Raw genomic sequence first — 12922 nt, forward strand, 5'->3', positions numbered from 1 at the left:
TGTCAGGTCGCGTAAGATACCTGCTGACAGCGGGGCGGTAAACTGTTCCGCATACAATAATCAGACAAACGGAGCCTGCAATGACCCGTCGCTACTATTATGAGCCCGCAAAGGGCCACGGTTTACCTCACGATCCCCTAAACGCCATTATCGGGCCCCGGCCCATTGGCTGGATCTCCTCCGTCGATCCCCTCGGGCGCAATAATCTGGCCCCTTACAGTTTTTTCAACTGTTTTAACTACCGCCCGCCGATCATCGGTTTTTCCAGTAACGGCTGGAAAGACAGCGTCAGCAATATTATTGCCACCGGGCATTTTGTCTGGAATCTGACCACCCGCGACCTGGCAGAAAAGATGAATGAAACCTCCGCAGCACTGCCCCACGGGGAGGATGAGTTTATCCGCGCGGGCTTAACCCCCCTGCCGGGAACCCGGGTGCCGTCACCGCTGGTGGCCGAAAGCCCGGTGAATTTTGAATGCCGGTTATCACAACATCTGCAACTGACCAGCGCCGCCGGTGAGCCGGTAGACACCTGGCTGGTGCTGGGAGAGGTCGTCGCCGTACATATTGATGAGTCGCTGCTGGAAAACGGTATTTACCAGACAGCGAAAGCCCGGCCCGTATTGCGCGCCGGTGGGGCGGGCGCCTACTACAGTATTGATGAAAGCCAGCGTTTTGACTTACTGCGTCCGGGTGCCCGCAGGCCCGGATAACCCATCTTCCATTTACGACTAACGGACCAGGGTTGTCATACCGAAATAGAACAAAAGAGTGAGGGATTTTTACTACCCGGCCCCCGGCAGGCACCTAAACTTAGTAGTGTCAGATTTGTGGTTCTGATAGCACTATCGCCAAGAGGTGTAAAAATGAAAAAACTGCTTTTAGTCGTTACCGCCGCGCTGCTGGTCAGCGCCGCGCACGGCAGTTTTGCCGCACAGACACTCACGCAGGAACAGCTGGGGCAGCTTCATAAGGCCGGAACGGTCTCTGCCAGTGGTGCCAGCAATCTTGATGATCTGCAGGCCCAGCTTGCCGAAAAAGCCCGACAGGAAGGGGCAAAAGGCTATGTGATTACCTCCGCCGGGGGGGAAAACAAAATGTTCGGTACGGCTAATATCTACAAGTAGCCTGGTGCGGTGTCCCTTACGGACCGCCCTTCTTTGGGAAGGGCGGAATTCACCAGTCGTTTGTTTTCTTGCGCATTATTTCCTTTCGCGTGCTTATCATAATGTGCGCAATAAAAACATAAGATCATAATCACCCATGAAATTATCAGCGTGGTAGTTTATTTCCCATATAAATCAAATGATTAAAAGTTGTTCAAATTATTAGAACGAGGTCATCAATTCTACTTAGTTTTATCTTTCTGCAAAAAGTGTGAACATAATCACATCAACGGGATAACCCCCCGTTTTACAGAATAAATGCTGAGGATAGAACCATGAAAACGACTAAATATGTTGCTGTAACCGCCCTGCTCTCCATGCTCTCTTTCGGTGCTTTTGCCGCTCAGCAGGTTGACCATGCTCCGGCGAACAGCCAGAAAATAGGGGTTGTTTCCGCTTCCGGCGCCACCAACCTTGATCAGCTCCAGAGCGAGCTGGCCGCTAAAGCCGCCAAAGCGGGCGCCTCTTCTTATGAAATTACCTCTGCATCCGGTAATAACCTGATGCACGGTACTGCGGTGATTTACAAATAATCACGCAAGTGAATGTGTTGAGTTAATTCTGTGTCCTGCGGCCAGTGAAAGATAGCGGTCTACCCAACCGCATTCTGAAGGCCTGCTATATGCCTGCTTTACCCTTGATATCCCTTGGCCCGCAATGATTGCGGGCTTTTTTTTGCCTGGCGTTAACCTATGCCGCCATGTTACGCAGGGCCCCTACACAAACACCTGATTTACGCGATCCAGCGCCAGGCTGAGATCCGGCGCATCGCCGGTGGCGACAATACAGCAGGCCATCTGTAGCTTCAGGGCATCCGGCACCGGCTCAACCCCGGCCAGGCAGCGCTCGCTCCAGCGGGCGGTGATTTCCGCGTCTTTATCTGCCGGTAGCGGAATATCCTCCACCACAACGTTCTCCTGGCGCTCGCACAGTACCCGTGTTCCCTGCCCGGTAATCAGGCTTATCTGCGGGCAGCGCTGTGGATTGGCGTACACCTCCCCTTCAGTGCCGTGCATCAGCAGACCGCGCCCTCCGATATCAGTAAAGAAGCGCGCCACCTTCGGGACATATTCCGGGTGGGAGACGCTGGCTAAACGCAGCGCCGCGTCTTCGGCAAAAGGGGTCGCCAGTTTCGCCAGGGTATGGGCGCTATTGCGCACCCCCATCCGCCAGCGCAAATCAAGCTGCTGCGCCAGCGGCGGGCAGAGCACATTAACCGGCAGCCACACCGGGTGGTGGGAATCCAGCCGGGCCTGAGCCTGGCCTGCGTGCTGTGCGGGCGCAACCCCCAGCAAGTCAAAAATCGTTTCGGAAATGACCCGGGTGGGATCCCGGGTCACCCCGTGCACCACCACCGGATAGCCCAGCTTATTCAGCAACAGCGCCAGCAGCGGTGTCAGATTGGCCTGTTTACGGGCCCCGTTATAGCTGGGGATCACAATCGGCATCGGCTTACCGGCAGGCGGGGTGAGCCGGATACAGCGCTGCCGGACAGCCTGGTAAAAGCCGCGCAGTTCGGCCTCTCCCTCTCCTTTGATTCGCAGGGCAATCAGTATGCCCCCCAGCTCCAGATCCGGCACCTCGGCGCCCAGCATCCGGCTGTAGAGCTCCCGGGCGGTCTCCAGACCCAGATCCCGGGCATGATTCTTACCACGGCCAATTTCTTTAATTATTTTACGGTAGTCCACGGCATCGCTCCCTTGTTAGTGAGCGTCGCTAGCGTTTGCGGCGCTTACGGGTTGTGACGGTTTTGGCCTTCACTATAGCCTCCGGCACTTCCGGTTGCGAGAGGGGAAATACCGGCAGCGCATCCAGCAGCCGCTTACCGTAGTTTTTGGTCAGTAACCGGCGGTCATAAATGATAACCTCCCCCCAGCAACTGTGGCTGCGGATAAGCCGCCCCACTTGCTGAATAAGGTTAAACGAGGCACTGGGCAGGCTTTGCACTTCAAAGGGATAGCGCTTCAGGCTTTTCAGCCACTCCCCTTCAGTCACCACCGGCGGGCTGTCTACCGGCGGAAAGGCAATCTTATGAATATGCACCTGGGTGAGGTACTCCCCTTTGAGATCCAGCCCCTCGGCAAAGGACTGTAGCCCCACCAGCACGCTGGTTTCGCCCTTTTCGATACGTTTACGGTGCAGCTCCACCAGCCGGTAGCGGGGTTTATCCCCCTGGACCAGCAGCGTCAGGCGCAGATCGGTCACAAAGGTCAGAAAACACTGGAGCGCACGCATACTGGCAAACAGCACCAGCATGCCTTTATGCTCCCCTTTTGCCAGCTCCTGGCGAAAGAATGTGGCCATCTCCGCCAGATGCAGGGGCTCGTTATCGATGGACGGCTCATAGCGCATCCGGGGGATCAAAATCTTCCCCTGATCCACATGGTGAAAGGGCGACGGCAGGCTGACAAACCGGTCCCCGGCTTTCTCTTTCAGGCCGCTCAGCTCCTGGAGCCGGTCAAACCGGTTCAGGGAGCGAAGCGTCGCCGAGGTGACCACCACATGGGGCACACTGCGCCACAGTAGCTTTTCCAGCTGATCGCTGACCCGGATCCCCACACAGTGCAGATACAGATGGGGCTGGCCCTCTGCCAGCTGGCGGCTCACCCATTTGGATACCGGTGCCCCGGATGCCTGGACCATTGCCGCCAGTTTCCACAGCTTACTCTGGGCCTCAAAATGGCCCAGCGCCCGGTTCATCTGCAGCAGCGCCCGGTGCAGGCGCACAATATCCTGCTGGCCGGTGCGCTCGCTCAGATCGTTCAGCAGCGCTTCTGCCAGGCCGCGCAGCCCGTCGGTCAGCTTCGCCAGCCGCTGAGCATGGGCGAGGATCTCTTCCGGCAGTTCGCCCATCGGGAAGCGGTATTCGGCCTCCTGCTGTGGGGGCAGTAGCTGGCTGAACACCTGGTTAAGGGCCCCCAGCAGTTCGGCGACCTCATCACAGTGTTCGCTCAGCCGCTCCGGATTTGCCAGCGGCGGCATGGATTTGGGGCGAAACTGCTCCCGGCAGGTGGCGACCAGCTTAATAAACAGATCCAGTTGCAGGCGAACCCAGCTGCCGGTTATTTCGGCGCTCATCTCCAGGGCATCCCGGGCGACATCCGGCAGGTGGTGGCCTTCATCAAGCACCAGCAGCATATTTTTGGCCTCCGGCAGTACCGCGTCGCTCTCCAGGGCGGCCATCACCAGGGCGTGGTTCGCCACGACCACTTCTGCCTCGGTAATGGCTTTGCGCGCCACAAAAAACGGACACTCCCGATACCAGTGGCAGTTACGCCCCAGGCAGCTGGCTTTATCGGTGCTGAGCCGCGCCCACAGGCTGTCTTCAATGGTTTTGTGGCTGTGATCGCGCAGACCGTCCCAGCGGTAGCTGGCGAGGTCGTTTTGCAGCCCGGCACACAGGGTCTGCTCCGCCTGGCTTGCCGGGGCCATGTCATCGTCCAGAAAGGCCAGCAAATCCCCCTGGTGGTCAGCATCGCCGCAGGCGAGCATCGACAGGTTGCGCGGGCACACATAGCGCCCGCGACCAAAGGCTGCGGTAAATTTAAGTTCGGGGATAATTTTGCCCAGCAGCGGCAAATCTTTACTGAAGATTTGATCCTGCAGCGCCACATTGGCGGTACTGACCACCAGGGTTTTTTGCTCATCACGGGCCAGCGCAATGCCGGGGATCAGGTAGGAGAGCGTTTTCCCGACCCCGGTCGGCGCCTCAATAGCCAGATGGCGGCCCTCTTCACCGGCCAGGGTTTTTGCCACCTCGGCAATCATCTGGCGCTGGGGCGCACGGGGGATAAAGTCCGGAATTTGTTGCTGGAGCGCCTTATACCATGCGCTGATTTGCGCTTTTACCGCCGCAGAGAGAGCCATGTCATAACCACTAATACTGTATAAACAACCACTATATTGCCACTTTTTGCCGCCGTGGCGTACCTTTTTAACCGCAGGATGCGTAGCGCTACGCAAAAGAAAAAGGCCAGGGTCACTGGCCTTAAGAGAACAATTTACTGTGCGGCTGCCGGTTTACGCGGCGGGCGGCGGCGCTGCTGGGGTTTGGCGCTGGCCCCGTTACCACCACGAGCCCCTTCCCCACGGGGAGTGCCCTGGCGGCGATCGCTCTGTCCGCTGCGCGGCTGGCCCTGACCACCGTTTGCCGGGCGTCGATCGCCACCGCGACCCTGGCCCTGACCACGGCCCTGGCGGCCATTCTGGATAGGCTCCGCTTTAATGGACGGATCCGGCTCATAGCCCGGGATCGCCATGCGCGGAATTTCGCGCTTCAGCAGGCGTTCAATATCGCGCAGCAGTTTATGCTCATCCACACACACCAGCGAGAGCGCCTCACCGGTGGCGGCCGCACGGCCGGTACGGCCAATACGGTGCACATAATCTTCCGGTACGTTGGGCAGCTCATAGTTAACAACCCAGGGCAGCTCTTCGATATCCAGTCCGCGGGCGGCGATATCCGTTGCCACCAGCACGCGAATCGCGCCGGATTTAAAATCAGCCAGCGCCCGGGTGCGCGCGCCCTGGCTCTTGTTCCCGTGAATAGCGGCCGCGGTGATACCGTCTTTTTTCAGCTGATCCGCCAGATGGTTGGCCCCGTGTTTTGTCCGGGTGAACACCAGCACCTGCTCCCAGTTATCCCGGCCAATCAGGTAAGAGAGCAGCTCGCGCTTGCGTTTCTTATCCACAAAGTGCACGTGCTGGGTAACCTGTTCAGAAGCGGTGTTGCGGCGCGCCACTTCCACCTCTTCCGGGTTATGCAGCAGTTTACCGGCCAGCGATTTAATCTCATCCGAGAAGGTGGCAGAGAACAGCAGGTTCTGGCGACGGGCAGGCAGTTTTGCCAGGACCCGGCGAATATCATGGATAAAGCCCATATCCAGCATCCGGTCGGCTTCATCCAGCACCAGAATCTCCACACTGTCGAGGCTGACCGCGTTCTGGTGTTCCAGATCCAGCAGGCGGCCCGGGGTGGCGATAAGCACATCCACACCGCCGCGCAGTTTCATCATCTGCGGGTTAATGCTGACACCGCCAAACACCACCAGGGAGCGGATATTCAGATAGCTGCTGTACTGACGAACGTTTTCCCCCACCTGAGCCGCCAGCTCACGGGTTGGGGTGAGGATCAGCGCCCGCACCGGGCGACGCCCTTTGGCGTGGGGCTGATTATTAATTAAGCGTTGTAATAATGGCAGGGTAAAACCCGCCGTTTTCCCGGTACCGGTTTGGGCACTGGCCATCAGATCGCGACCGGCAAGAACCACCGGAATAGCCTGACGCTGGACCGGGGTCGGTTCGCTATAACCGGCTTCCGCCACGGCACGTAAAATATCCGGATTTAACCCGAGGGATTCAAAAGACATAACTGCTCCAGACCCGCCCCGATTGTCCAACTGACAATGTAGTTTCCGGGGGGATGTCACTGGCCAGAACTTCGGCCTTAAGGGGGCACAAACCACTGTGCCGTGTAGCCGCGTAGTGTAACACCGTTTGGCGCATTCAGGCTAATTTTGCGTGTTTTGTCACATTTTTAGCCGGAGGCCCGCCCCCACTGGACAAGCCGGAAATCGGGGGCTAGAGTTAGTTAATCAAACGATTGACTAAGATTTTTATCTATGAGCAATACACCGCCGACCTCCCGCGGGGAACAGGCCCGCAACCAGCTTATCCATTCGGCCCTTAACCAGTTTGGGGAGTATGGCCTGCACGCCACCACCCGGGATATTGCCGCCGGGGCCGGTCAGAATATTGCCGCCATTACTTACTACTTCGGCTCAAAAGACGATTTATACCTCGCCTGCGCCCGCTGGATTGCCGGTTTTATCCAGCAGAATCTGGCGGTTTTTCTGCCCCAGGCCCGGCAACTGCTGGCCGCCAGTGAGCCAGACCGCCCCGCCATCCGGGCGCTGATTCACCAGTGGGCAAATCAGATGCTCCACCTGCTGACCGCCAGGGAAACGATCAATATCAGCCGCTTTATCTCCCGGGAGCAGCTCTCCCCGACCAGCGCCTACCGGCTGATCCACGACCAGGTGATCGATCCGCTGCATATCACTTTTACCGCCATGCTTGCCCGCTACACCGGCCGCCAGGCGGATGACGTAGAAACCATTCTTCACGCCCAGGCCATGGTCGGGGAGATCCTCACCTTCCGGTTACTGCAGGAGACGGTCCTGCTGCGCACCGGCTGGAAAACCTTTGATGAAGAGAAGACCCGGGTTATCTGCCGGGTGGTGAATCAGCATTTTGATTTGATACTCCAGGGGTTATCGGCACAACAAGGGATAGTCAGTCATGAATAACAAAAAACCGCTCACTGTTCTGGTGATCATTCTTATCCTGCTGCTGGCCGGTGGCGGGCTGTGGTACTACTTCGGCCAGGACAAAACCTTCCGCCTGTACGGCAATGTGGATATCCGCACGGTGGATATCAGCTTCCGGGTTGGCGGGCGCCTGGATAACCTGGCGGTGGATGAGGGGGACACCCTCAAACGCGGCGAGACCATCGGCACGCTCGACAAGGCCCCTTATGAGAATGCGCTGCACCAGGCCGAGGCCAACGTGGCGGCAGCCCAGGCGAAATATGATCTGATGACCGCCGGTTACCGTAACGAAGAGATAGCCCAGGCCCAGGCGGCAGTGCATCAGGCCCGGGCCGCCTGGCAGTATGCGGAGAGCTTCCATCAGCGCCAGCAGGGGCTGTGGGCCAGCCGCACCATTTCAGCCAATGATCTGGATAACGCCCGCTCCGCCCGGGATCAGGCGAAAGCGAACTTAAAAGCCGCCGAAGATAAACTCAGCCAGTACCACACCGGTAACCGTCCGCAGGAAATTGCCCAGGCGAAAGCCAGCCTGTCACAGGCCGAGGCGCAACTGGCCCAGGCAAAACTGGATCTGGCGGATACCACCCTGACAGCCCCCTCGGACGGGACACTGCTGACCCGCGCCGTAGAGCCGGGCACCATGCTCAGCGCCGGCAGCACCGTGCTTACCCTCTCCCTGACCCGCCCGGTCTGGGTGCGCGCCTATGTGGACGAGGTAAACCTCAACCGGGCCCGGCCAGGGAGCGAGGTACTGGTCTATATTGATGGCCGCCCGGATAAGCCCTACCACGGTAAAATTGGCTTTGTCTCCCCCACGGCGGAGTTCACCCCCAAAACCGTGGAAACCACCGATTTGCGCACCGATCTGGTCTACCGCCTGCGAATTGTGGTGACCGATCCGGATGACACCCTGCGCCAGGGCATGCCGGTCACCATCGAGTTTGCCCCCCGCCAGCAGACGGGTGAGCCACACAATGGATAAGGCCGATAACAGCATCCGGCTACAGCAACTGGTGAAAACCTTCCCCGGTATGGAAAAACCGGCGGTCGCCAGCCTGGATGTGGTGATCAACCCGGGCTATGTCACCGGCCTGGTGGGCCCGGACGGGGCGGGCAAAACCACCCTGATGCGCATGCTGGCCGGGCTGCTCAAGCCCACCAGCGGCAGCGCCCGGGTGATAGGGCTCGATCCGGTGGAAAACGACAGCGAACTGCACAGTGCGCTGGGCTATATGCCACAGAAATTTGGCCTGTATGAAGATTTAACCGTGCAGGAGAACCTGAACCTGTATGCGGATCTGCGCAGCGTGACCGGGGCTGCCCGCAAGGCCACCTTTGAGCGGCTGCTGGCGTTTACCGCCCTGGGCCCCTTTACCGGGCGCCTGGCTGGGAAACTCTCCGGGGGGATGAAACAAAAACTCGGCCTGGCCTGCACACTGGTGGGGGAGCCCGCCGTACTGCTGCTGGATGAGCCCGGGGTCGGCGTTGATCCCATCTCCCGCCGCGAACTGTGGCAGATGGTCCATGAGCTGGCTAACGACGGCATGCTGATCCTGTGGAGCACCTCTTACCTGGATGAAGCAGAACAGTGCCGGGATGTGCTGCTGATGAACGAAGGCGAGCTGCTGTATCACGGTGAGCCCACCGCCCTGACCCGCAACATGGCCGGGCGCACCTGGCTGATGAGTAGCCCCCGGGAAAATAACCGCCAGCTTCTGCAGCGGGCGTTAAAACAGGCGCAAATCAGCGACGGGATGATCCAGGGCCGCTCGGTGCGTATTATCTCCCGCAAGGGGGTAGACGGCGCGCAGCTGACAGCGGCACTGCAACTGCCCGCGGAACGTATCACCCCCACCACCCCGCGCTTTGAAGATGCGTTTATTGACTTGCTCGGCGGCGCGGCCAGCACCGAGTCCCCCATTGGCGACGTGCTGCACACCATCGAAAAGAACCCGGATGAGACCATCATCGAAGCCCGGGAGCTGACCAAAAAGTTCGGCGATTTCGCCGCCACAGATCATGTGAATTTTGCCGTGAAGCGCGGCGAAATTTTCGGCTTACTCGGGCCCAACGGTGCCGGGAAATCTACCACCTTTAAGATGATGTGCGGCCTGCTGGTGCCCACCTCCGGCCAGGCGCTGGTGCTGGGTATGGATCTGAAGACCGGCTCCGGAAAGGCCCGCCAGCGGCTGGGGTATATGGCCCAGAAATTCTCGCTGTATGGCAACCTCACCGTGGCCCAGAACCTGGCGTTCTTCTCCGGGGTATACGGCCTGCGGGGCCGCCAGCAGGCGGATAAAATCGCCCGCATGAGCGAGGCGTTTAACCTTCAGCCGGTGGCAAACCAGGCCACAGACGCCCTCCCCCTGGGATTTAAGCAGCGCCTCGCCCTCGCCTGCTCACTGATGCACGAGCCGGATATTCTGTTTCTTGATGAGCCCACCTCCGGGGTGGATCCCCTCACCCGCCGGGAGTTCTGGCTGCATATCAACAGCATGGTGGAAAAAGGCGTCACCGTGATGGTTACCACCCACTTTATGGATGAGGCGGAATACTGCGACCGGATAGGTCTGGTGTACCACGGCAAACTTATCGACAGCGGCACACCGGACGCCCTCAAACAAAAAGTGGCCGATGCCACCACCCCGGATCCCACCATGGAGCAGGCGTTTATTGGCCTGATCAACGCCTGGGATAAGGAGCACAGCGCATGATGTTGTCCTGGCGCCGCCTGCGCGCCCTGTGTGTTAAAGAGACTCGCCAGATTATTCGCGATCCCAGTAGCTGGCTTATCGCCGTGGTTATCCCTTTGCTGCTGCTGTTTATCTTCGGCTACGGGATTAACCTCGACTCCAGCCGTCTGCACGTTGGCGTGCTGCTGGAGCAGCGCAGCGAAGACGCCCTGGACTTCACCCACGCGGTCAGCGCCTCGCCGTTTATTGCCCCCACCATCAGCGATAACCGCAGCGAGCTTATCGGCCTGATGCAGGCCGGTAAAATCCGCGGCATTATTGTTCTGCCGGTGGATTTTGACAGCCGGATGACCCGCAGCAACAATACGGCCCCGATTCAGGTTATCACCGACGGCAGCGAGCCCAATACCGCCAACTTTGTCCAGGGGTATGCCCAGGGGATCTGGCAAATCTGGCAGCAACAGCGGGCAGAAGATCAGGGCCAGCATTTTGAGCCGCTGATAGAGCCCCAGCTGCGCTACTGGTTTAACGCCGCCGCCATCAGCCGCCATTTTATTATTCCCGGGGCGATAACCATCATCATGACGGTGGTTGGCGCGATCCTCACCTCCCTGGTGGTTGCCAGGGAGTGGGAGCGCGGCACCATGGAGGCGCTGCTCTCCACCGAGGTGACCCGCAGCGAACTGCTGCTGTGTAAACTGATCCCCTACTATGTGCTGGGCATGCTGGCGATGCTTATCTGTATGCTGGTGGCGGTGTTTATTTTGCAGGTGCCCTTTCGCGGCTCGCTGATCCTGCTGTTTCTGATAAGCAGCCTGTTTCTGCTCAGCACTCTGGGCATGGGGTTACTGATTTCAACCGTGACCCGCAATCAGTTTAATGCCGCCCAGGTCGCGCTCAATGCCGCGTTTTTGCCCTCGATTATGTTGTCCGGGTTTATTTTCCAGATAGACAGCATGCCCGCGGTGATCCGCCTGGTGACCTATATCATCCCGGCCCGTTATTTTGTCAGCACGCTGCAAAGCCTGTTCCTGGCCGGGAATATCGCCCCGGTGCTGGTGGTCAATGTGCTGTTTTTAATTGCCTCCGCCATTATGTTTATCGGCCTTACCGCCCTGAAAACCAAACGTCGGCTGGACTAAGGAGCCGCCATGTATCACCGTTTATGGACCCTGATTCGCAAAGAGCTACAGTCGCTGCTGCGCGAACCCCAGACCCGGGCCATTCTGATCCTGCCGGTGCTTATCCAGGTGCTGCTGTTCCCCTTTGCCGCCACCCTTGAGGTGACCAATGCGACCATCGCCATCTACAACGAGGATAACGGCAAACACGCCGTAGAGCTGACCCAACGCTTCGCCAGGGCCAAAGCCTTTACCCATGTGCTGTTGTTGCAGAACCCGCAGCAGATCCAGCCGACAATCGACCAGCAAAAAGCGCTGCTGCTGATCCGCTTTCCGGCAGATTTCTCGCGCAATATTGCCCGGTTTAAGAAGGCCAGCGTGCAGATTATTCTTGATGGCCGCAACTCAAACAGCGCCCAGATAGCCGCTAACTACCTGCAGCAGATTATTGAGGATTACCAGCAGGAGCTGATTGCCGGAAAGCCAAAGCCCAATAACAGCGAGCTGGTCATTCGCAACTGGTACAACCCGAACCTGGAATATAAGTGGTTTGTGGTCCCCTCGCTGATTGCCATGATAACCACCATCGGGGTGCTGATTGTCACCTCCCTGTCCGTTGCCCGGGAGCGGGAACAGGGCACCCTGGATCAGCTGCTGGTCTCCCCCCTTTCTACCTGGCAGATATTTGTCGGCAAGGCCGTTCCGGCGCTGATTGTCGCCACCTTTCAGGCATCTATTGTGCTGGGGGTCGGGATCTGGGCATACCAGATCCCCTTTGCCGGTTCACTGGCGCTGTTTTATTTCGCGATGGTGATTTACGGATTGTCGCTGGTGGGGTTTGGCCTGCTGATTTCGGCAATGTGTGCCACACAGCAGCAGGCGTTTATCGGGGTGTTTGTCTTTATGATGCCGGCAATTTTGCTCTCAGGCTATGTGTCGCCGGTAGAGAATATGCCGCTCTGGCTCCAGAATCTCACCTGGATTAACCCCATCCGGCATTTTACGGATATCACCAAGCAGATTTACCTCAAGGACGCCAGTATCGGTATTATCTGGCAGAGCCTGTGGCCGCTGCTGGTGATTGCGGCCAGTACCGGCTCAGCGGCGTATGCCATGTTTCGGCGCAAGATTGCCTGAGCGGCGGCGGTTCTCTCTTGCCAGCAGCGAAAGCAACGCCGGGCCCGCCAGCAGCCCCAGGCCGCACAGGGCCAGTAACAGGGGGTTGTGAAGCATCCGGGAGATAAGCCACAGGGCTATCATCGCCGTGCCAAAGTACCAGGTGGTGGTCAGCTCTTCCAGCGCATCACCCAGCTCGCGGCGGCGCCCCACCGGGTGGCGCTGTAGCATCAGCATGGTGATAAGGGTCAGCGCGTAGAGCACACAAAGCCCGAGACCCACCCGGACCAGCGCCCCGTGCAGCCAGCCCGCCAGCAGCAACGCAACGACAAACAGATGCAGCAGGATCTGCCCGCAGCTCATTCCGGTCACTACCCGAACATACTGTTGCCATTTCATCTTGTTTCTCCGGCTGGTAAATGATCTATCAGACCATACCGCCGGGAAATCGCGCCCATATACTGTGTGTTTTTGTGACGCGCCTTACATTTTACAGC

Annotated in this window: 12 protein-coding genes; 8 read left to right on the forward strand and 4 right to left on the reverse strand. The window is 58.6% G+C overall.

Annotated features, from left to right (window positions below; all coding sequences use genetic code 11):
• Window positions 1-80 precede the first annotated feature (80 nt).
• The 3 genes from EBL_RS12575 to bhsA all read left to right on the forward strand — a co-directional run bounded on the left by EBL_RS12575 (window position 81) and on the right by bhsA (window position 1699).
• A complete protein-coding gene (locus EBL_RS12575) occupies window positions 81-713 on the forward strand; it encodes a flavin reductase family protein (protein ID WP_002439399.1) in 633 nt (210 codons plus the stop codon).
• Window positions 714-866: 153 nt separating this feature from the next.
• Entirely contained in the window at window positions 867-1127 is a 261-nt protein-coding gene (gene mcbA / locus EBL_RS12580; protein ID WP_002439397.1) for a DUF1471 family periplasmic protein McbA, read from the forward strand.
• Between the two features lie 314 nt (window positions 1128-1441).
• Entirely contained in the window at window positions 1442-1699 is a 258-nt protein-coding gene (gene bhsA, locus EBL_RS12585) for a multiple stress resistance protein BhsA (protein WP_002439395.1), read from the forward strand.
• A 183-nt stretch (window positions 1700-1882) separates the two neighbouring features.
• Here bhsA and ybiB read toward each other — a convergent pair whose 3' ends face one another.
• The 3 genes from ybiB to rhlE form a co-directional block, all read right to left on the reverse strand.
• On the reverse strand, window positions 1883-2854 hold the full coding sequence (gene ybiB / locus EBL_RS12590) for a DNA-binding protein YbiB (RefSeq protein WP_002439394.1): 972 nt from the start codon (window positions 2852-2854) through the stop codon (window positions 1883-1885).
• 28 nt (window positions 2855-2882) lie between these two features.
• Window positions 2883-5033 carry an ATP-dependent DNA helicase DinG gene (gene dinG / locus EBL_RS12595; RefSeq protein ID WP_002439393.1) on the reverse strand — a complete coding sequence of 717 codons (2151 nt, stop codon included), beginning with the start codon at window positions 5031-5033 and terminating at the stop codon, window positions 2883-2885.
• 134 nt (window positions 5034-5167) lie between these two features.
• Window positions 5168-6535 (reverse strand): ATP-dependent RNA helicase RhlE, encoded by a 1368-nt coding sequence (rhlE, locus tag EBL_RS12600; RefSeq protein ID WP_002439391.1) that lies wholly within the window; start codon window positions 6533-6535, stop codon window positions 5168-5170.
• A 252-nt stretch (window positions 6536-6787) separates the two neighbouring features.
• Here rhlE and EBL_RS12605 point away from each other — a divergent pair, with 252 nt between their 5' ends.
• From EBL_RS12605 to EBL_RS12625, 5 genes are read left to right on the forward strand one after another with little or no spacing between them, the layout of a single operon-like run.
• Window positions 6788-7474, forward strand: a complete 687-nt coding sequence (locus EBL_RS12605; protein WP_002439389.1) for a CerR family C-terminal domain-containing protein — start codon at window positions 6788-6790, stop codon at window positions 7472-7474.
• A complete protein-coding gene (gene hlyD / locus EBL_RS12610) occupies window positions 7467-8477 on the forward strand; it encodes a secretion protein HlyD (RefSeq protein ID WP_002439387.1) in 1011 nt (336 codons plus the stop codon). The genes EBL_RS12605 and hlyD overlap by 8 nt, the downstream gene beginning before the upstream one ends.
• The gene (locus EBL_RS12615; protein WP_002439385.1) at window positions 8470-10209 is read left to right on the forward strand and encodes an ATP-binding cassette domain-containing protein; all 1740 of its coding nucleotides are present in this window, start codon (window positions 8470-8472) and stop codon (window positions 10207-10209) included. Before hlyD ends, EBL_RS12615 begins: the two co-directional genes overlap by 8 nt.
• On the forward strand, window positions 10206-11330 hold the full coding sequence (locus tag EBL_RS12620; RefSeq protein WP_002439384.1) for an ABC transporter permease: 1125 nt from the start codon (window positions 10206-10208) through the stop codon (window positions 11328-11330). Before EBL_RS12615 ends, EBL_RS12620 begins: the two co-directional genes overlap by 4 nt.
• Before the next feature lie 9 nt (window positions 11331-11339).
• Window positions 11340-12446, forward strand: coding sequence for an ABC transporter permease (locus EBL_RS12625; protein WP_002439382.1), 1107 nt, complete (start codon window positions 11340-11342; stop codon window positions 12444-12446).
• Here EBL_RS12625 and EBL_RS12630 read toward each other — a convergent pair.
• Window positions 12408-12824: a YbhQ family protein gene (locus EBL_RS12630; protein WP_002439381.1), complete on the reverse strand. Its 417-nt coding sequence runs from the start codon at window positions 12822-12824 to the stop codon at window positions 12408-12410. The two genes, EBL_RS12625 and EBL_RS12630, sit on opposite strands and share 39 nt — an antisense overlap.
• Window positions 12825-12922 lie beyond the last annotated feature (98 nt).

Origin of the sequence: Shimwellia blattae DSM 4481 = NBRC 105725 (assembly GCF_000262305.1) — a bacterium.
GTDB lineage: Bacteria > Pseudomonadota > Gammaproteobacteria > Enterobacterales > Enterobacteriaceae > Shimwellia > Shimwellia blattae.